Raw genomic sequence first — 18029 nt, 5'->3', positions numbered from 1 at the left:
GGCCCGGTGCCACCGGCGCGCCTGTCGCCTGTGGCTCAGCCTGTGCGCGGTTCAGGTGGCCCAGGACAGTGCGGAGAGATCGTTGACGAAGACGGGCATGTCCTTCCACAGTCCGCGCAGGTTCTTGTTGGCCACGGTGACCCATTGGGGCGTGTAGAGGAAGGCGTGCACGCAATCCTGGGCCAGCAGGCGCTGCGCATCGCCCAGCAGGCGCGAGCGGTCGGCGGGGCGCGAGGCGTTCTTGATCTTGTCGTACAGCTCGTTGAACTGGGACGACTGGTAGCCCCAGTAGTAGTCGGGCTTGGCGAAGTTGCCCAGGTCGAAGGGCTCGACATGGGAGATCAGCGTCAGGTCGTAGTTCTTGAGCGTGTAGGTGCCCGACAGCCACTGCGCCCATTCGACGTTCTGCAGCTTGGCTCGGATGCCGATCTTGGCCAGCTGCGCGGCAATCACCTCGCCGCCCTGGCGCGCGTAGGGCGTGGGCGGCAGGGTCATGGTCAGCTCCAGCGGCGTCTTGACGCCGGCCTCGGCCAGCAGCGCCTTGGCCTTTTCCACGTCGAAGGGGTTGATGCCCGTGGTGTCCACGTAGCCGAAGGCCGTGGGCACGTAGTAGCTGCCAATGGGCAGGCCGTAGCCGTCGCCCGCGCCGTCGATGACGGCCTTGCGGTCGATGGCGGCGGCGATGGCGCGGCGCACCCGCGCATCGTTCAAGGGCTTGCGCGCGTTGTTCATGGCCAGGATGGTCTTGGCCCGCGAGCCGCTGACCACGACCTGGAAGCGCCCGTTGGCCTTGAACTGGGCCACGCTGCGCGGCGTGACGCGCGGGAAGGCGTCGACATCGCCGGCCAGCAGTGCGGCCACCTGGGCTGCAGGGTCGGAGATGAAGCGGAAGGTGGCACGGCGAATGCGCAGGCCGGGGGCCGTGCGGTACCGGGGCCAGGCCGTGAGCGTGACCGAGGCGCCCTTGTTCCAGTTGCCCAGCTGGTAGGGGCCCGTGCCCACGGGGCGCGTGGCGTTGGTGGCAGCGCTCTTGGGCTCCACGATGATGGAGGTCGCCTGCCCCAGCACGAAGAGGAAGTCGGGGTCGATGTCCTTGTTGGTGACGACCACCGTGTGGTCATCCACCACGCGCGTGGACAGGGCGGCGAAGGTGCGCTTGTCCTTGTTGGTGCTCTTGTCGTCGCCCGCGCGGTCGAAGGAGTACTTCACGCTGTGGGCGTTGCAGGGCTCGCCGTTCTGGAAACTCACACCCTTGCGCAGGCGGAAGGTGTAGGTCTTGAGGTCGGGCGAGACCTCCCAGCTTTCGGCCAGCAGCGGGGAGACGCTGCCGTCCGGATTGATCTTGGTCAGCGTCTCGAACAGGTTGTAGAGCACGATCTCGCCAATGGACGATGCGGCGCCGGCCGTGGGGTCCAGCCCCGGCGGCTCCAGCGTCATCGCCAGCGTGACACTGTCCTTGCGGCCCTGGGCCAGCGCAGGCCAGGGCATCAGCAGGGGCAGGCCGGCAGCAGCGGAGCTGGCCAGCAGGGAACGGCGATTGAACATGAACAGGTCTCCGGAAATTCTTGCAGATGGGTCATGGGCCGCTGGCTGCGGCCTGCAGCAGTGTTTTTACACCAGGGCGCGCGTGCGCGTGGCCATGAGGACCCGGTCCGCTCCGGTAGTTGTCAGCTTTCGGCTTTCAGGCGCGGTGCTGCAGGGCGATGCGTGGCACGGCCCGTACCAGGGCCTGGGTGTAGGGATGCTGCGGGGCGTGGAACAGTTGCTGCGGAGCCCCGCGCTCGACGATGCGGCCTTCGCTCAGCACGATGGCGTCGTCGCACAGGTGCTGGACCACGGCCAGGTCGTGGCTGATGAACAGGTAGGACAGGCCCAGCTGCTGCTGCAGATCGCGCAGCAGGTTCAGTACCTGGGCCTGCACCGAGACGTCGAGGGCGCTCACGGGCTCATCGGCCACGATGAGGCGGGGCCGCGTGACCAGGGCGCGTGCAATGGCGATGCGCTGGCGCTGGCCGCCCGAGAATTCATGCGGGTACTTGTCCAGGTCCTGCACGCGCAGCCCGACCTGCTCCAGCGTGGCGCGGGCCAGGTCGCGCCGGGCTGCGCGCTCGGGCGGTGCAGGCTGGGCGGTCAGGGGCTCGCAGACGATGTGTTCCACCGTCATGCGCGGGTCCAGCGAACCGTAAGGATCCTGGAACACCATCTGGAAATCGCGGCGCGCCATGCGCAGTGCCTGGTTGCCGAGCCGGTGCAGATCCTGGCCCAGCAGCTGCACGCTGCCGGCGCTGGGCGTGTCCAGCGCCATGACCAGGCGTGCCAGCGTGGACTTGCCGGAGCCCGACTCGCCCACCACGCCCAGGCTGCGCCCCGCCGTCAGCGTGAAATCCACGCCGCGCAGCGCATGCACCTGCTCCGGCGCGCGCCACAACGAGCGGCGTGGCAGCCGGTAGCTGCGGGCCAGGTCCGTCACCTGCAGCAGGGGCGGCTCGGCAGCGGCCGGTGCCTGGCGGTCGTGCTCCGTCATGTGCTGCGGCCCTGCGTATGCATGCCCGGCGCAATGGCCTCGGAGCGCAGGCAGCGCACCACATGCGGCTGTGCCCAGGCCTGCAGGGCAGTGGGCGTGGGCCGCTGCGGGCGCTCCAGCACCAGGGCGCGCGGGCGCTCGCTGTGGCAGGTGGGCTCGGTATAGCTGCAGCGGCCCGCGAAGGCGCATCCGGCTGGCAGGTCCACCAGCTCGGGCACGGTGCCGGCAATGGTGGGCAACCGCGCCGGCGGCTGGTGGCCTGGTCCCGAAGGCTCCAGCTGCGGCCTGGCGGCGAACAGGCCGCGCGTGTAGGGATGGGCGCGGCGCGCGAAGATGGCCTCGGTCATGCCGCTTTCGACCACGGTGCCGCCGTACATCACCTGCAGCTGCTCCACGTTTTGCGCGATCACTCCCAGATCGTGCGAGATCAGCAGCAAGGCCATGGAGTGCTCTGCCACCAGTTCCTGCAGCAGATCGAGAATTTGCTGCTGCACGGTCACGTCCAGCGCCGTGGTAGGTTCGTCGGCGATCAGCAGGTCGGGCCCGCAGGCCAGGGCCATGGCGATGGTGATGCGCTGGCGCTGGCCGCCCGAGAACTGGTGCGGATAGTCATCAAAGCGCTGGGCTGCGCGGGCAATGCCCACGCGCTCCAACAGGGCCACTGCGCGCTCGCGCGCGGCCTGGCGGCCCAGGCGCTGGTGGTGGCGCAGCGGCTCGGCCACCTGGCGGCCGATGCCGTGCACGGGGTTGAGGGCCGTCATGGGCTCCTGAAACACCATGGCCATGCGGTTGCCGCGCAGGCGGCACAGCGCGCGCTCGTCCATGTCCAGCAGCTCCTGGCCGTTGAGCCGGATGCTGCCGTCCACCTGCGCATGCTCCGGCAGCAGGCCCATCAGCGCCAGGGCGGTCAGCGACTTGCCGCAGCCCGACTCGCCGATCAGGCCCAGCGTGGCGCCGCGCTCCAGGATGAATTCCAGGTTCTGCACGGCACGCGCGCGGCCGCGCGGGGTCTGCAAGGTGATGGTGAGGCCGGAGACTTCGAGCAGGGGCATGGCGCGTGTCTTCCTCAGCGCTGGCGCGACAGGCGCGGGTCGAGCAGATCGCGCAGCCCGTCGCCCAGCAGGTTGAGCCCGAGCACGGACAGTGCAATGGCCAGGCCCGGCCACACGGCCAGCAGCGGGGCCTGGAACATGAGGGTCTGGGCCTCGCTGAGCATGCGGCCCCAGGAGGCCTGCGGCGGCTGCGTGCCCAGGCCCAGATAGGACAGGGCGGCTTCCGCCAGAATGGCCAGCGCGAACTGTATGGTGGCCTGCACCACCAGCACGGGCAGGATGTTGGGCAGCACATGGCGCCAGGTGATGCTGGCGCGGCCATGGCCGCAGGCGCGTGCAGCCAGCACGTATTCACGTGCCCAGACCGCCTTGGCCGATGCCCGCGTGATGCGCGCAAAGGTGGGAATGTTGAAGATGCCGATGGCAATGATGGCGTTGACGATGCCCGCGCCGAACACGGCCGTGAGCATGATGGCCGATAGCAGCGCAGGAAAGGCGAAACTGAAATCGGCCAGCCGCATGATGGCCTCTTCCACCCAGCCCCGGCAGGCCGCGGCGACCAGTCCCAGCACCACGCCCATCGACAGCCCGATGCCCACGGCGATCACGCCGACCAGGATGGAACTGCGCGCGCCCAGGAACAGCAGCGAGGCCACATCGCGCCCATAGGCATCGGTGCCCAGCCAGTGCAGGCTGCCGGGTGCGGCCAGCTTGGCATCCAGGTCCATGTCGTAGGCCGAGCCCGGCGTCCACCACAAGGACAGCAGCGCGGTGAGCAGCAGCAGCGCGGTCAGCATGGCACCCAGCATGAAGCTGCGGTGGCCCAGCATGCGCCGGCCCAGGCTGGCCGGCCTGCTGAGGGTGACCGCCCGCGTGGGCCGATGGCCCGGTGGCGCAGCGGTCGGCGAAACAGGGTTGCCTGGCTGGCTCATATGTCGCTGGCCTCGATGCGTGGATCAATGGCTGCGTACAGCACATCCACGATGAAGTTGATGACCACCACCATGGCCGCCAGCAGCAGCACGCAGTTGCGCACGACGATGAGGTCGCGGTTGGCGATGGACTGGAAGATCAGCCGGCCCAGGCCCGGCAGGTAGAACACGTTCTCCACCACGATGGTGCCGGCCAGCAACTGGGCAAACTGCAGCCCCATGACCGTGAGCACGGGAATCATGGCATTGCGCAGCACGTGGCCCCAGAGCACGGCGCGGCGCGGCAGGCCCTTGGCGCGGGCCGTGCGAACGAAGTCCTCGCGCAGCACTTCCAGCACGGCCGAGCGCGTGATGCGCGCCAGGATGGCCGCCTGCACCACGGCCAGCGAGATCGCCGGCAGCAGCAGGGCCTGCAGTGCGGGCAGGACGCCGCCGCCATCGGCCTCGCTCCAGCCTGGAAAGCCGCCTGCGGAAAACCATTGCAGCTTCACCGAGAACACCAGGATCAGCAGGATGGCGAACCAGAAATTCGGGATGGCAATGCCGATCTGCGCCAGGCCCATGACGCCCAGGTCGCCCCATCGGTTGTGGCGCGAGGCAGCATAGATGCCCGCTGCCAGGGCCAGCACGGTGGTGATGAGCATGGCCATCACGGCCAGCGGGGCGGTCACTGCCAGGCGCTCCAGCACCAGATCGCTGACCGGTGTGCTGTAGGCGTAGCTCAGTCCCATGTCGCCATGCAGCAGCCCCTGCAGCCACTGCAGGTAGCGCTGCCAGGCTGGCTGGTCCAGTCCCAGCTGCTCGGCCAGCGCCTGCACGGCCTCGGGGGCGGCATCGGGCCCCATCAGCGTCTGGGCCGCATTGCCGGGCAGCACTTCCAGCACGCCGAACACCACGGCCGAGGCGCCCAGCAGCGTGGCTGCCAGCATCAGCAGGCGCTTGAGCAGGAAGACGCTCATGGGCAGTCGGCCTTGGCACGGTGTTGGGCTGTCACGTCGGCGGAATGTGTGTGGGTGGTTCTTGGCGGGCCCGAATGGTACTGCGCACGGCCCATGCGCGCAGCATAGCGGCCTTTGAAGGTGCATCGCTCCGTGCCGATCCGGCGCGTATGCTTGCCCGTGCAGCCTTCATGCGTATGAAGGGGGCAGGATAATGGCGCAATGACTGATGCCACCTTGCTGCAAGGCCCGTTCGGGATGCAAGGGCCTGCCCGGCCCGGAGCGTGGCGTGCGCTTGCGAGGGACCTGCCATGGCTTTGATGATCACCGACGAATGCATCAACTGCGATGTCTGCGAACCTGAGTGCCCCAACGATGCAATCTCCATGGGCGAGGAGTACTACGAGATCGAGCACAGCAAGTGCACGGAATGCGTGGGGCATTTCGATGAACCCCAGTGCGTGCAGATCTGCCCCGTGGCCTGCATTCCCGTGAATCCCGCCCACGTGGAAGACCGCGAGACGCTGATGCAGAAATACCTGCGTCTGCAATCCCAGGCTCCCGCCGCTTCCTGATCGCTCAGCCCTTGTCGCTCTCGGCTGTGGCCGGGCGCACGGGCTTGGGGCGTGGAGGCTTGGTGGTGTGGATCAGCAAGGTCGCCTTGTCCATGTCGCCCGCCTGCAGCTCGGGCCAGGCCTTGAGCGAATGGGCAATGCTGTCCTCGATCAGCTGGCGCTGGTCGGGCGCGGGCTTCTTGAGCACCCAGTTGGCGACTTCGGCCTTGTGCCCCGGGTGGCCTATGCCGATGCGCAGCCGCCAGTAGTCGGCCGAGCCCAGCTGGGCATGGATATCGCGCAGGCCGTTGTGGCCGCCGTGGCTGCCGCCGCGCTTGAGCTTGACTTGGCCTGGGGCGAAGTCCAGTTCGTCATGGACCACGAGGACCTCCTCGGGCTGGATCTTGAAAAAGCGCGCCAGCGCGCCCACCGATTTGCCGGACAGGTTCATGAAGGTCTGCGGCTCGAGCAGCCAGACACTCTCGCCACGCACGCTGGCGCGGGCCATGAGGCCGAAGTAGCTGCGCTCGGGCACCAGGTGGACCTTGAGTTCGCGCGCCAGCGCATCTATCCACCAAAAACCCGCGTTGTGGCGGGTGTCCTCATACTCCGGCCCGGGATTGCCCAGGCCGACAAACAATTTGATCATCGGGCGATTATCTCCATGGCGGCCGCAGCAGGCAGGCGATGGTGTTCACCATGCAAAAGGCCCACGCGAGGTGGGCCTTTTGCAGGTTGCGGCAGCCGCAGCCGCCGCAAGGGAAAGCCAAGAATTACTTCTTGCCCTTCTTTGCCGGAGCGGCCGGAGCCGCTGCGGGAGCTGCGGATGCATCAGGAGCCACTTCGGGCAGCTTGATGGAGATCAGGGCCGGGTTCTTGTTGGAGCCGCGCACCACAGCCTTCACGCCGTTGGGCAGCTTGACGTTCTGCAGGCCCAGGGTCGACTTGGAGGTCAGGCCGCTCAGGTCCACCTTGATGAACTCGGGCAGTTGGGAGGGCATGCACACCACGTCCAGTTCATGGATCAGGGGAGTGATGGTGCAGTTCTCGACCTTGACGGCCTGGGACTGTTCCATGCCTTCGAAGTGCAGCGGCACCTTCAGGTGAACCTTGGTCTTGTCGTCAACGCGCTGGAAGTCCACGTGCAGGATCAGCTGCTTGTAGGGGTGGAATTGCACGTCGCGCAGCACGACCTTGGAGGTCTGGCCGTTGACTTCCATATCCAGAACGCTGGAATGGAACACTTCCTTCTTCAGGGCGTGCCACAGGGCGTTGTGATCGATCTCGATCAGTTGGGCTTCGGCAGCACCGCCGTAGACGATGCCAGGGGCCTTGCCCGAATTGCGCAGACGGCGGCTCGCACCCGTACCTTGCTTGGCGCGCTCAAAAGCGACGAATTGCATAACTAACTCCTAGATGGATGGACCGCGACCAGCCTCATCCGTTGATAAAAGAACGCCTGCCCCGTGCGGAACAGGCTGCTCTTGCGGTGTCCCGGGATGGTCCTGAAACCATCCCGGAACGCGCAAACCTCCCGAAGGAGGTTTGCTGGTTCAGACCACAGGGGCCGATATTTTATTCGGAGAACAGGCTCAGCACCGAATCGCCGGTGGAAATCCGCTGGATTGTCTGGGCAATCAGGGGGGCCACGGACAGTTGGCGGATCTTGCCGCAAGCCTGGGCTTCGGCGCTCAGAGGAATGGTGTTGGTCACCACGACCTCGTCCAGTGCACTGCCGTTGCCGATGCGCTCGATGGCCGGACCCGAGAAGATCGGGTGCGTGCAATAGGCGTAGACGCTCTTGGCACCACGCTGCTTGAGCACTTCGGCTGCCTTCACCAGGGTGCCGGCGGTGTCGATCATGTCATCCATGATCACGCAGTTGCGGCCGTCGATGTCGCCGATCACGTGCATGACTTCGGAGACGTTGGCCTTGGGGCGGCGCTTGTCGATGATGGCCAGGTCGCAGCCCAGCTGCTTGGCCAGCGCACGGGCACGGACCACGCCACCCACGTCGGGCGAGACAACGATCAGGTCTTCGTAGTTCTTCTGGCGCAGATCGCCCAGCAGCACCGGCGTGGCATAGATGTTGTCCACGGGGATGTCGAAGAAACCCTGGATCTGGTCTGCGTGCAAGTCCATGGTCAGCACGCGCTCGACACCCACGGCCTGCAGCATGTTGGCCACGACCTTGGCCGTGATCGGCACGCGGGTGGAGCGCGGGCGGCGGTCCTGGCGGGCATAGCCGAAGTAGGGAATCACCGCGCAGATGCGCTCGGCCGATGCACGCTTGAGGGCGTCCACCATGACCAGCAGTTCCATCAGGTTGTCGTTGGTCGGTGCGCAGGTCGATTGCACGACGAAGACGTCGCGCGTACGCACGTTCTGCTTGATCTCGACGGCGACTTCTCCATCGGAGAAGCGACCCACGTCGGCTGCACCCAGCGTGGTGCCGAGGTGCTGAACGATTTCAGCGGCCATGCCAGGATTGGCATTGCCGGTGAAGACCATGATGTCAGGATGATGTGAATGCATTGAGCGCCCCAGTACGATGGGTTTGCCTTGACGCGAAAGACGTTTGGCAGGGGAGGAAGGACTCGAACCCTCGCATGCCGGAATCAAAATCCGGTGCCTTTACCAACTTGGCGACTCCCCTACACAGGCCCTCTGCCGCAGGCAGACAGCCTATAAACTCTCATCTTTGAGCCAATCCTTGAGGGGATGGGCCTGCAGATTCCTGCAAACTCTGACATTCCAGATGCCTGGGGCATTCTCGAAGTCGATTGTTTGCGTCAGTGGTGCAAATACTGCACTTCCCGAGCCCGTCATTCTAGCACGCAGTTTGAAGGACTTGAGCCAATCAATGGCTTTTTTCACTTCAGGCTGCAGCCTTTCGGCGACGGGCTGCAAGTCGTTCTGGCCAAAGCCATAGTGATCTGCAGCAAAGTCGGCGATTGTAGCATGGGCATGATCGCGCTTGAGGTCGGGGGCGCGGAAGATGGACAGGGTTTCCAGTCCCGCCTCGGGCTTGACCACCACGAACCGCTGGGGCGGCAGGGCATGGCTGTGCTCCAGCGGCGTGATGTGCTCGCCTATGCCCTCCACCCAGGCGGAGCTGCCGCACAGAAAGAAGGGCACATCTGCGCCCAGACCCAGTCCAATGCGCTGCAGTTCGCGCCGGGTCAGGTTCAGTTGCCACAGGCGGTTCAGCGCCATGAGGGTGGATGCCGCATCCGACGATCCTCCGCCCATCCCGGCCTGTGCCGGCAGGCGCTTTTCCACGCCTATGTGCACGCCCTGGCTGCAGCCGGTGGCCTGTTGCAGCGCGCGTGCGGCCCGCATGATGAGGTCGTCGGCAGGAAGGGCCATGCCCGAGAGGTCCTCGCGGCTGACGTTGCCGTCGCCGCGCTTGTCGAAGTGCAGCGTGTCGTGCCAGTCCAGCAGCATGAAGACCGATTGCAGCAGGTGGTAGCCATCGTCTCGGCGGCCCGTGATATGGAGGAACAGGTTGAGCTTGGCCGGAGCCGGCACGTCGTGGAGCGAGCGCATGGGCTGGAGAGGATGAGAGGGATGGAGGCGGGTGCGGCGGGATGGGGTGCAGAGGGCGCGCCCGGCGCAAATCAGGGTGTGTCGAGCACGATGCGCAGCGCTGCCGGCGGCTGCGGGTCATGGCGCCGGGCGGACAGGCGGCCCTGTTCCATGCGGGAGAGGTCGACCTGCCAGCCTGCGGCTGCGGTGGCCCGGCCCTGCAGCCAGTCGAACAGGGCGGCGATGGGCAGGTCGCTGCCCGTCAGCTCTTGCACCAGCGTGGGCAGCGAGTCCGAGGTCTTGCGGTCCTCGCCTTGCTGCAGGCTGGCCTGTCCTGGCGCCCAGAGCAGGCGTGCCAGCGTCGATCCCAGGGGGGTGAACAGCAGCAACTCGCCGCGCTGGGGTGTGCCCAGCAGCTCGAAGCCTGCGCTGAAGGATTGGTTCTGCGCATCTTCCACCTGCAGCGCCAGTCGGCCCGACCAGTGCCCGGCGGCGGCCGGTGCTGCTGCATCGGCCTGGAGCTGGCGGGGTGGCAGGGCGCAGCCGGCCAGAGTCAGCAGCGCCGTGGCAGCAGCCGTGGCGCACAGCTGCCGGCGGATGAGCATGGGGCGCAAACGATGGGGCACGGGGTGGGGCACGGCGCGGCGGCTCAAAGCGAGACGCCCAGGCGGCGCAGGGTGTCGCGCAGCGTGGTGTTGTCGGGGCTGGAGGCCAAGCCCTGGCGCCAGATCTTCTGCGCGCGTTCGCGATCGCCCTTGACCCAGAGCACCTCGCCCAGGTGCGCCGCGATCTCCACGTCGGGGCGGGAGGCGTAGGCGCTTTCAAGCAGCTTGAGCGCTTCGTCCAGGTTGCCTTGGCGGAATTTCACCCAGGCCAGGCTGTCGGTGATGAAGGGGTCGCCTGGCGACATCTCCAGCGCCTTGCCCACGAGCTTTTCTGCTTCGTCCAGATGGATGCCGCGCTCGGCGAAGGAGTAGCCCAGCGCGTTGTAGGCATGCTGGAAGTCGGGCCGGCGCGCGATGATGCCGCGCAGCAGCCGCTCCATTTCGTCATGCTTGCCGATGCGCTCCGCGAGCAGGGCCGTGTCGTAGGCCAGTTCGGCGTCTTCGGGGTCCTGTTTTTGCAGCTCGGCCTGCAGCGCATAGGCCTGGGCATTCTGATTGGCGTCGCGCAACAACTGCACTTCGGCCAGGCGCTTGAGCCGTTGCTGGCTGGGGCCGCTGGCAGGCACGGCTTCGATCAGGGCGCGCGCTTCCTTGAGCTTGCCCTGGCGTGCAAGCAGGCTCGCTCGGCGCGCCTGCACGCTCAGCAGGTTGGGGGCATCGTCGATGCGGCGCAGCAGGGCGTCGGCCTCGTCGAACCTGCCTTGCTTTTCAGCGATCTGTGATTGCAGCAGGTAGTACTGGGACTGGCCGGCGCTGCGCGCCACGCCGGCAGGAATCTGCGGCACGAGCTTGCCGAAGCGCTCGGTGGACGCCTGCGCCGCACCCACATCGTTCGTTTGCAGCTGCAGGGCGGCCAGCGTGGCCCAGGCTTCGGCGTAGTCGGGCGAATCCATGGTGATGGAGACCAGTTGCTGCCGGGCCTCGTCCAGGCGCTGCTGACCCAGCAGCACGCGGGCATAGGCCATGCGCATCTGTGCCGAAGGGTTCTTGGCCAGGTAGCGCTTGACGATGGGTTCCGCCTCCGGCATGCCGGCTTCCAGCAGCTCCATGGACAGCAGGGCCACGGGGCCTGTGTCGGGCGTCAGCGCCTGGGCCTTTTGCACGGCCTGCATGGCTGCGGCCTTTTGCCCGGCGCCCAGGCGCATGTGGCCGATGGTGGCCCAAGCCAGCGGGCCGCTGGCCGGATTGTCGGTTTCGCCGGCCATAGCCTGCTCGACCACATCGGCAGCAAGGGCCTTGTCGCTGGCGTTGTTGTAGAGCTGGGTGATGCCCAGATAGGTGGCAGGCTTGGACGGAGCGGGCGTGGCCTCGATCTCGCGCTTGAGATAGCTGCCGGTATCGGCGATGCGGTTCAGCGCAACGAGGATCTGGAGCACGAAGCGGTTGGCATCGCGTGACTGGGGAAAGGCGTCCAGCCAGGCGCGGGCATTGGCCAGTGCGCGCTCACCGGAGCGCGACTGCAGCGCCAGTTCCGTGCCACGGCGGTACAGCTGCTCGCTGCCGCTGGTGCGCGCAGCCTCCATCATCATGGCCTGGGCATCGCCCAGCGCGCCTTCGCTGGCAGCGATTTCGCCGACCAGGATCTCGTAGAACAGTTCGGCGTTGAGCGCTGCGCGCTCCTCTTCGGCAGACGCGGCGGCGGACGATGGAGGTTCCGGGGATTCCGTCTCGATGGTGGCTGCGGTCTTGCCAGGCAGTGCCCAGGCAGTGGCGGAACCCATGGCCAGGGCTGCTGCCACGGCGAGTCCCTGAAGGCGAAGGCGATGATCCATCGAATCATAATAATCGAAGCCTCGGCCCGCATTTCGCACAACCTCAGTACAACCCGGATCGCATGCCCGAATTGCCAGAAGTAGAAGTCACGCGGCGTGCGTTCGCCTCGCAGATCGCCGGAGCGCGCATTGAATCCGTGGCGCTGGGCAAGCCATTGCGCTGGCCTCTGGGCATTGCCCCCGAGCTTCTGACCGGGCGCGAGGTGCACAGCGTGCGCCGGCGCGGCAAGTACCTGCTGATGCAACTGAGCGAAGGCCTGCTCATGCTGCATCTGGGCATGTCGGGCAGCCTGCGTTTCGTGGCGCCGCACGAGTTGCCGCTGGGTCCGGCGGGTGCGCATGACCATTTCGATCTGCACACCAGCAAGGGCCAGCTGCGCCTGCACGATCCGCGCCGGTTCGGTGCGGTGATGTATGTGCCGGCCGAGAACGATCCCTGGGCGCGCAGGCTGCTGGACCATCTGGGAATGGAGCCGCTGGATGACAGCTTCCTGTTCGAGACCTTCAAGGCCGGTCTGAAGGCCAGCCGTACGCCCATCAAGCAATTGCTGCTGAGCGGCAGCGTGGTGGTGGGCGTGGGCAATATCTATGCGTCCGAAGTGCTGTTCATGGCACGCATTGCGCCCACGCAGCCGGCCTGCGAGGTGGGGCCGCGCAAGGTGCGCCGGCTGTTCGAGGAGATTCGCCGCGTGCTGGAACTGGCGGTGGAGCAAGGAGGCACGACGCTGCGTGATTTCTCGGCGCCCGACGGCATGGCAGGCCACTTCCAGCTGCAGGCCAAGGTGTATGGCCGCGAGGGCCAGCCCTGCACGCATTGCGGCTCGCCCATACAGCTGCTGCGCCAGGGCCAGCGCAGCACCTACTTTTGCGCGCGGTGTCAGAAAGCGTGAGATGGCCTCAAAAAGAGGAGCGGATTCTCAACGTCTCGTAACGTTTGTGGAGGCCAATCTGCGCGAGATTCATATCGGGTCTGTGCGGGAGGCTCACATTTCTGAAAAATCACCCTCAGCCGCGCTGGATTGATGGTGAAATATTGTTTCATTTGTAAATAAACGCTGTTTTGCCCTGAATCCCCCCGTTCCAGGGGCCGGCCTTGGGGCGCAGCTGCGGGCAAAACGGGGCGACGGTGCTATATTTTGATGAGAAAAGGCATCACGCTTGCGGCGCAATGTCGAGGCGATCACTAAGCATCGGCAGGCATTGGCGATGCAATGGCGGGGGAAACACGTGGGACCATCATTCAACGAGCAATTCGACCAGCACGGCGCATGGCGCCGTGGCTTTGCGCAGCAATTGCATGCGCTGCGCGAATGGTTGCAGTCCCAGGAGCTGCTGGATGTCGCTGTGCAGGAGCGGCTGCAGCGGCTGGAAGCCCAGGTGCGCGGCGACAAGGTCATGGTGGCCTTCGTGGCCGAGTTCTCCCGCGGCAAGTCCGAGCTGATCAACGCAGTCTTCTTCGCCCACTACGGCCGCCGCCTCATGCCGGCCAGCGCAGGTCGCACCACCATGTGCCCGGCCGAGCTGGGCTGGGAAGCCGAACTGCAGCCCAGCCTGCGCCTGCTGCCCATCGATACGCGCGAATCGCTGGAAAGCCTGGGCCAGTGGCGCGCCCGGCCCGAGGCCTGGCTGCAGCTGCCGCTGGATGTGAACAATGCCCAGCAGATTGCCGACACGCTGGCCAAGGTGGCCGAGGTGCGCAAGGTGTCGGTGGATCTGGCGCGAACCTGGGGCTTCTGGCATGACGATGACCAGGGCGGCAATCCCTTCGTGGATGAGCAGGGCCTGGTGGAGGTGCCCATGTGGCGCCACGCGCTGATCAACATGCCCCATCCCCTGCTCAAGCAGGGGCTGGTCATTCTGGATACGCCCGGCCTGAATGCCGTGGGTGCCGAGCCCGAGCTGACCGTCAACCTCATCCCCCAGGCCCATGCCGTGGTCTTCGTGCTGGCGGCCGATACCGGCGTGACCAAGTCCGACCTGGCCATCTGGCGCGACCATGTGCTGCCGCCCGATGCGGCGTCGGGCCAGCAGGCACTGGCCGATTCGCGACTGGTGGTGCTCAACAAGATAGATACGCTGTGGGATAGCCTCAGCTCCGCGACGCAGGTGCAGGCCCAGCTGCAGCGCCAGCGCCAGGAATCGGCCCAGATGCTGGGCCTGCCTGTGGAGCGGGTGTTGCCCGTGTCGGCACAAAAGGGCCTGGTGGCCAAGGTCTCCGGCAACGAGGCGCTGCTGCAGGCCAGCGGGCTGCCCATGTTCGAGAACATGCTGGCCGAGGGCATCATGGGCCAGCGCCAGAAGGTGCTGCAGACGGCTGTCAGGGCCAATGTGCAGCAGTTGCAGGTCGAGGTGGAGCGCGTGCTCAATATCCGCCGCCGCGACCTGGACGACCAGATGGCCGAGCTGCGCAGCCTGCGCGGCAAGAACGCCAGCGTGATTGCCTCCATGCGCAACCGCATCGAGAGCGAGCAGCGCGATTTCGATGCCAGCGCCGCCAGGATCCAGGCCGTGCGCCTGGTGCACATGCGCATGCTGCGCGACATCTTCCGGCAGCTCGGTTCCAGCGCGCTCAAGCAGGAACTGGTCGATCTCAAGGAGGCGCTGGAGCAGCGCGGCCTGAAGCTGGGCGCGCGCAAGGTCTACGCGGAAACCTTCGAACGCCTGCGCACCGTGGCGACCCGGGCCCAGGCGCAGGCCGGCGAGATCCAGTCCATGCTGGGCGCGACCTTCAAGGAACTCAATGCCGAGTTCGGCTTCTCGCTGCAGGCTCCTGCGCAGCTGGAGCTGACCGAGTTCGGCGGCGACCTGCAGCGCATCGAGGCCAGCTACACCCAGTACCTGGGCCTGGGCCACGCGCTCAGGCGCAGCAATCCCGCGTTTGCCCAGCGGCTGATCAAGGCCCTTGCCATGCGTCTGCGCACGGTCTTCGAGTCTGCGGCCAACGACGTGGATATGTGGAGCAAGTCCGCCACGGCCCAGCTGGATGCCCAATTGAAAGAGCGCAAGCGCAGCTTTGCCCGCCGCATCGAAGCGGTGGACCGCATCCAGAATGCGGCTTCGGGCCTGGTCGAGCGCATTGCCGAAATCGAGGCCGCCGACGAACAGCTCACGGCCTTGCAGCTGCAGCTGGGACAGGCCACCATGGAACTGCTGCAACCCCTGTCGCCCACTCCCGCCTTCCCCGGCCTGGCAAAGGCTGCACAGGAAACTTCACTGACTGCTTGATATCTTGACCTTTCCCTCGATTGCCACGCCCGTCGTGCAGTGGCAGGCGTCGCATGGACGCAATCACCTGCCCTGGCAGCAGACGCGCGATCCCTACCGCGTCTGGCTCTCTGAAATCATGCTGCAGCAGACCCAGGTGAGCACCGTGCTGGGCTACTACCAGCGCTTCCTTGATGCCTTTCCCGATGTCGCCAGCCTCGCGGCCGCGCCGCAGGATGCCGTGCTGGCGCTGTGGAGCGGCCTGGGCTACTACAGCCGTGCGCGCAACCTGCACCGCTGCGCCCAGGCCGTGGTCCAGGAGTGGGGTGGTGCCTTTCCACGCAGGGCCGAGGATCTGGCCACGCTGCCCGGCATAGGCCGGTCCACGGCGGGCGCCATCGCGTCCTTTTGCTTTTCCGAGCGCGTACCCATCCTCGATGCCAATGTGCGGCGCGTGCTCACGCGCGTGCTGGCTTTCGATGCCGATCTGGCCGTGGCCAGGAACGAGCGCGAACTGTGGGACCTGGCCCAGCAGCTGTGCCCCACCGAGGACCTGCAGCAGGCCATGCCCCGCTATACCCAGGGCCTGATGGACCTGGGTGCCACCATCTGCACGCCGCGCAAGCCCAGCTGCCTGGTCTGTCCTCTGCAGCCGCAGTGCCGGGCGGCCCGCTTCGGCAATCCCGAAAACTACCCCGTGCGCACGCGCAAGCTCAAGCGCAGTTCCGAGGCCTGGTGGCTGCTGATCGCCGTGGACGGGCAAGGCCGCGTCTGGCTGGAGCGCCGCCCGCAGCAGGGCATCTGGGCGGGCCTTTATGCGCCTCCCGTGTTCAATGAACGCGAGGCGCTGGAGCAGGCCGCCGCACGGCACTGGCCCGCCGCACGATCCGCCGACTGGACCGAGCTGCCGGCTTTCCTGCATGTGCTCACCCACCGTGATTTGCATCTGCATCCGGTGCGCGTGCCTGTCCATGGCAGCGGCCCGGATGCTGCCATGGCAGACGGCCAGGGCTGCTGGGCCGATGCCAGGGCCTGGGCCGACATGGGCCTGCCGGCCCCGGTGCGCAAGCTGCTGGATGCGCAGTTTGCGGGCTGAAGCCCAAGGCCGCCGCGTCTTCCTAGAACGTGCGGCGCGGCAGGAGCAGGGCGCAGCGCAGCAGCATCCACGCCAGCCATTGTTCACGTGCGCCCGGCTTGCGCCGTGCGCGTGCGGCGGCCTCGGCAATGTGCAGACGCAGGCTGAACAGGGCCTGGCGGTCGCCCCTTTGCACCGCCTGGTGCCAGGCCTGCTCGCAGCGCTGGCGTTCCAGCGCCTGATCGAGCGGGCTGCGCACGCCGGGCACATCGGCCGTGCCAGGGGTGTCGGTGAGGACGTTCATGGCTGCAGCGCTCCCACGGTTGGGCGGGTGCCTGCGTCTGCATCGCCGCGGTCGCCATCCTGCCGGCCAAAGGCATACCAGTCCACATGCCGTGTGCAGACCATGATCAGGGCCAGCACGGCGAACAGCGCGATGGAGCCCACGATGAGCGCGCTTTGCTCCAGCTGCAGCAGCACATACAGCAGGCCGTAGAGCGAGGCGATTCCCGCAGCAAACGGCAGGCCGCGCTGCAGGCTGCCCAGGATGTGGCTGGCGTAGTAGGCCAGCAGCAGCACGCAGGCCGAGGCAGCAATGCCGTATGCGCTGGCAAATCCCATGTGCTCCGACAGGCTGATCAGCAGCAGGAAGAAGCTGCACAGCGCCGATCCCACCAGCAGGTACTGGATGGGGTGCACGCGCAATTGCTTGAGCACCTCGAACAGGCCGACGGCCACAAAGGTCAGCACCACGAAGAGCAGGCCGTACTTGGTGGCCCGGTCGCTCAGCGAGTAGGCGTTGATGGGATCCACGAAGTCGGTGTCCAGCGACTCCAGGCAGGGGCCGCTGCTGGGCGCATGCGCCGTGGCGGCGTATTCCTCCATGTCGCGGCGGCCTGGCTGGCACAGCGGCTGCTGGTCGGTGAAGGCCTGGCGCGCGGAAGAGGCCAGTGCCGAGAGATTCCAGCTGGCGTTGAATCCCTTGTCGCTGACTTCACGCCGGTTGGGCAGGAAGCTGCCGCCAAACGAGGGGTGGGGCCAATCGGCCGACAGCTGGACCTGGCTGTGGCTGCCCAGCGGCACGAAGGCCAGCTTTTCGGTGCCCACCAGTTCCAGGGCAATCTTCAGCTCAAGGGGCTCGTCCTTCTTGAGCAGGGCAGGCGCCAGCTCCGCCTGCAGGCCTTGCGAGTAGCGTTCCAGCGAGGTGCCGGGTCCCACGTCCAGGCTCTTGCCGCCGGCCTCGATGGTGGCCGAGCGTATGCCGCGCGGATCGGTCAGCGACAGCGCCACGCGCAGTGCGCCGCAGCGCACGGCCTGGTTGGCTGTCGCTTCGATGGACGGCTTTTCCAGGTACTGCGCGGCATGGGTGAAGCTGGCGCTGATGCTGTCCTGCATGGCGTAGGTGCTGACCTGGTGCAGGCCGCGCGAGCGCTCTTCCATGCGTGCCGTTGCCTCATGGCGCAGTTGGTCGGGCAGCAGCATGCGCTGGAACTGGCGCGTGGTCCATTCCGTCTTGCTGCCCTTTTCTATGCCAGTGGTCTCGGTGCAGTTTTGCACCAGCACCGGTCCCATCAGCGTCTGGCGTCCGGCCAGGCTGGCGACCACGCCCTGCACGGCGTTGTCGCGGTTGCGTATGCGGTCGCGCACCACGTCATGTACCAGGCCCAGGCCCAGCATCAAAAGGCCCAGCATGACCAGCAGGGCCACGCCTTTGGCAAGAAGTCGGTTCTTCATTCCACATCCCGTTCGTTGATCGTGGACGCAGTCTGGGCGGGGGCTGTGTGG

At 66.6% G+C, this 18029-nt stretch carries 17 protein-coding genes and 1 tRNA gene; 4 read left to right on the top strand and 14 right to left on the bottom strand.

What is annotated here, in order from left to right; genetic code table 11:
- Positions 1 to 51 precede the first annotated feature (51 nt).
- The 5 genes from ACF8NF_RS03295 to ACF8NF_RS03275 form a co-directional block, all read right to left on the bottom strand.
- Entirely contained in the window at positions 52 to 1545 is a 1494-nt protein-coding gene (locus ACF8NF_RS03295; protein WP_034364072.1) for an ABC transporter substrate-binding protein, read from the bottom strand.
- A gap of 136 nt (positions 1546 to 1681) precedes the next feature.
- On the bottom strand, positions 1682 to 2524 hold the full coding sequence (locus tag ACF8NF_RS03290) for an ATP-binding cassette domain-containing protein (protein ID WP_034364074.1): 843 nt from the start codon (positions 2522 to 2524) through the stop codon (positions 1682 to 1684).
- Complete coding sequence (locus ACF8NF_RS03285; RefSeq protein ID WP_074921104.1) at positions 2521 to 3576, bottom strand: ABC transporter ATP-binding protein; 1056 nt, start codon at positions 3574 to 3576, stop codon at positions 2521 to 2523. The genes ACF8NF_RS03290 and ACF8NF_RS03285 overlap by 4 nt, the downstream gene beginning before the upstream one ends.
- Positions 3577 to 3590: 14 nt before the next feature.
- Positions 3591 to 4508 (bottom strand): ABC transporter permease, encoded by a 918-nt coding sequence (locus ACF8NF_RS03280; protein ID WP_016445693.1) that lies wholly within the window; start codon positions 4506 to 4508, stop codon positions 3591 to 3593.
- On the bottom strand, positions 4505 to 5467 hold the full coding sequence (locus tag ACF8NF_RS03275; protein WP_016445694.1) for an ABC transporter permease: 963 nt from the start codon (positions 5465 to 5467) through the stop codon (positions 4505 to 4507). The genes ACF8NF_RS03280 and ACF8NF_RS03275 overlap by 4 nt, the downstream gene beginning before the upstream one ends.
- Before the next feature lie 290 nt (positions 5468 to 5757).
- Here ACF8NF_RS03275 and ACF8NF_RS03270 point away from each other — a divergent pair, with 290 nt between their 5' ends.
- Positions 5758 to 6021, top strand: coding sequence for a YfhL family 4Fe-4S dicluster ferredoxin (locus ACF8NF_RS03270; RefSeq protein WP_016445695.1), 264 nt, complete (start codon positions 5758 to 5760; stop codon positions 6019 to 6021).
- 4 nt (positions 6022 to 6025) lie between these two features.
- Here the strand turns inward: ACF8NF_RS03270 and pth are convergent, their stop codons facing one another.
- From pth to ACF8NF_RS03235, 7 genes are all read right to left on the bottom strand, one after another.
- Positions 6026 to 6649, bottom strand: coding sequence for an aminoacyl-tRNA hydrolase (gene pth, locus ACF8NF_RS03265; protein ID WP_016445696.1), 624 nt, complete (start codon positions 6647 to 6649; stop codon positions 6026 to 6028).
- A 124-nt stretch (positions 6650 to 6773) separates the two neighbouring features.
- Complete coding sequence (locus tag ACF8NF_RS03260) at positions 6774 to 7403, bottom strand: 50S ribosomal protein L25/general stress protein Ctc (protein ID WP_046240492.1); 630 nt, start codon at positions 7401 to 7403, stop codon at positions 6774 to 6776.
- A 172-nt stretch (positions 7404 to 7575) separates the two neighbouring features.
- Entirely contained in the window at positions 7576 to 8535 is a 960-nt protein-coding gene (locus ACF8NF_RS03255; RefSeq protein ID WP_026063011.1) for a ribose-phosphate pyrophosphokinase, read from the bottom strand.
- A 44-nt stretch (positions 8536 to 8579) separates the two neighbouring features.
- A tRNA-Gln gene (locus ACF8NF_RS03250) sits at positions 8580 to 8656 on the bottom strand.
- 29 nt (positions 8657 to 8685) lie between these two features.
- Positions 8686 to 9549, bottom strand: coding sequence for a 4-(cytidine 5'-diphospho)-2-C-methyl-D-erythritol kinase (gene ispE / locus ACF8NF_RS03245; RefSeq protein ID WP_017405119.1), 864 nt, complete (start codon positions 9547 to 9549; stop codon positions 8686 to 8688).
- Between the two features lie 71 nt (positions 9550 to 9620).
- Positions 9621 to 10133, bottom strand: a complete 513-nt coding sequence (locus tag ACF8NF_RS03240; protein ID WP_047326560.1) for an outer membrane lipoprotein LolB — start codon at positions 10131 to 10133, stop codon at positions 9621 to 9623.
- Between the two features lie 44 nt (positions 10134 to 10177).
- Positions 10178 to 11965 carry a tetratricopeptide repeat protein gene (locus ACF8NF_RS03235; protein ID WP_026062311.1) on the bottom strand — a complete coding sequence of 596 codons (1788 nt, stop codon included), beginning with the start codon at positions 11963 to 11965 and terminating at the stop codon, positions 10178 to 10180.
- Between the two features lie 62 nt (positions 11966 to 12027).
- Here ACF8NF_RS03235 and mutM point away from each other — a divergent pair, with 62 nt between their 5' ends.
- From mutM to mutY, 3 genes are all read left to right on the top strand, one after another.
- Positions 12028 to 12855, top strand: coding sequence for a bifunctional DNA-formamidopyrimidine glycosylase/DNA-(apurinic or apyrimidinic site) lyase (gene mutM, locus ACF8NF_RS03230; protein ID WP_016445702.1), 828 nt, complete (start codon positions 12028 to 12030; stop codon positions 12853 to 12855).
- A gap of 337 nt (positions 12856 to 13192) precedes the next feature.
- Positions 13193 to 15190 (top strand): dynamin family protein, encoded by a 1998-nt coding sequence (locus tag ACF8NF_RS03225; protein ID WP_017405122.1) that lies wholly within the window; start codon positions 13193 to 13195, stop codon positions 15188 to 15190.
- A 4-nt stretch (positions 15191 to 15194) separates the two neighbouring features.
- Positions 15195 to 16265, top strand: coding sequence for an A/G-specific adenine glycosylase (gene mutY / locus ACF8NF_RS03220; RefSeq protein WP_017405123.1), 1071 nt, complete (start codon positions 15195 to 15197; stop codon positions 16263 to 16265).
- A gap of 22 nt (positions 16266 to 16287) precedes the next feature.
- Here the strand turns inward: mutY and ACF8NF_RS03215 are convergent, their stop codons facing one another.
- Together ACF8NF_RS03215 and creD are read right to left on the bottom strand one after the other, a co-directional pair.
- Entirely contained in the window at positions 16288 to 16548 is a 261-nt protein-coding gene (locus ACF8NF_RS03215) for a hypothetical protein (RefSeq protein WP_016445705.1), read from the bottom strand.
- Positions 16545 to 17978 (bottom strand): cell envelope integrity protein CreD, encoded by a 1434-nt coding sequence (creD, locus tag ACF8NF_RS03210; protein ID WP_016445706.1) that lies wholly within the window; start codon positions 17976 to 17978, stop codon positions 16545 to 16547. The genes ACF8NF_RS03215 and creD overlap by 4 nt, the downstream gene beginning before the upstream one ends.
- Positions 17979 to 18029: the final 51 nt, after the last annotated feature.

It is taken from the genome of Delftia sp. WSY_22 (assembly GCF_043104185.1).
In the GTDB taxonomy this organism is placed as follows: domain Bacteria; phylum Pseudomonadota; class Gammaproteobacteria; order Burkholderiales; family Burkholderiaceae_C; genus Comamonas; species Comamonas tsuruhatensis.
Note: the sequence above shows the minus strand (reverse complement) of the source record. Positions and strands in the feature narration are given on the sequence as shown.

Coding starts and splice junctions, on each gene's coding strand:
- ACF8NF_RS03295 (WP_034364072.1), bottom strand. CDS start 1,545: ATGTTCAATCGCCGTTCCCTGCTGGCCAGCTCCGCTGCTGCCGGCCTG.
- ACF8NF_RS03290 (WP_034364074.1), bottom strand. CDS start 2,524: ATGACGGAGCACGACCGCCAGGCACCGGCCGCTGCCGAGCCGCCCCTG.
- ACF8NF_RS03285 (WP_074921104.1), bottom strand. CDS start 3,576: ATGCCCCTGCTCGAAGTCTCCGGCCTCACCATCACCTTGCAGACCCCG.
- ACF8NF_RS03280 (WP_016445693.1), bottom strand. CDS start 4,508: ATGAGCCAGCCAGGCAACCCTGTTTCGCCGACCGCTGCGCCACCGGGC.
- ACF8NF_RS03275 (WP_016445694.1), bottom strand. CDS start 5,467: ATGAGCGTCTTCCTGCTCAAGCGCCTGCTGATGCTGGCAGCCACGCTG.
- ACF8NF_RS03270 (WP_016445695.1), top strand. CDS start 5,758: ATGGCTTTGATGATCACCGACGAATGCATCAACTGCGATGTCTGCGAA.
- pth (WP_016445696.1), bottom strand. CDS start 6,649: ATGATCAAATTGTTTGTCGGCCTGGGCAATCCCGGGCCGGAGTATGAG.
- ACF8NF_RS03260 (WP_046240492.1), bottom strand. CDS start 7,403: ATGCAATTCGTCGCTTTTGAGCGCGCCAAGCAAGGTACGGGTGCGAGC.
- ACF8NF_RS03255 (WP_026063011.1), bottom strand. CDS start 8,535: ATGCATTCACATCATCCTGACATCATGGTCTTCACCGGCAATGCCAAT.
- ispE (WP_017405119.1), bottom strand. CDS start 9,549: ATGCGCTCGCTCCACGACGTGCCGGCTCCGGCCAAGCTCAACCTGTTC.
- ACF8NF_RS03240 (WP_047326560.1), bottom strand. CDS start 10,133: ATGCTCATCCGCCGGCAGCTGTGCGCCACGGCTGCTGCCACGGCGCTG.
- ACF8NF_RS03235 (WP_026062311.1), bottom strand. CDS start 11,965: ATGGATCATCGCCTTCGCCTTCAGGGACTCGCCGTGGCAGCAGCCCTG.
- mutM (WP_016445702.1), top strand. CDS start 12,028: ATGCCCGAATTGCCAGAAGTAGAAGTCACGCGGCGTGCGTTCGCCTCG.
- ACF8NF_RS03215 (WP_016445705.1), bottom strand. CDS start 16,548: ATGAACGTCCTCACCGACACCCCTGGCACGGCCGATGTGCCCGGCGTG.
- creD (WP_016445706.1), bottom strand. CDS start 17,978: ATGAAGAACCGACTTCTTGCCAAAGGCGTGGCCCTGCTGGTCATGCTG.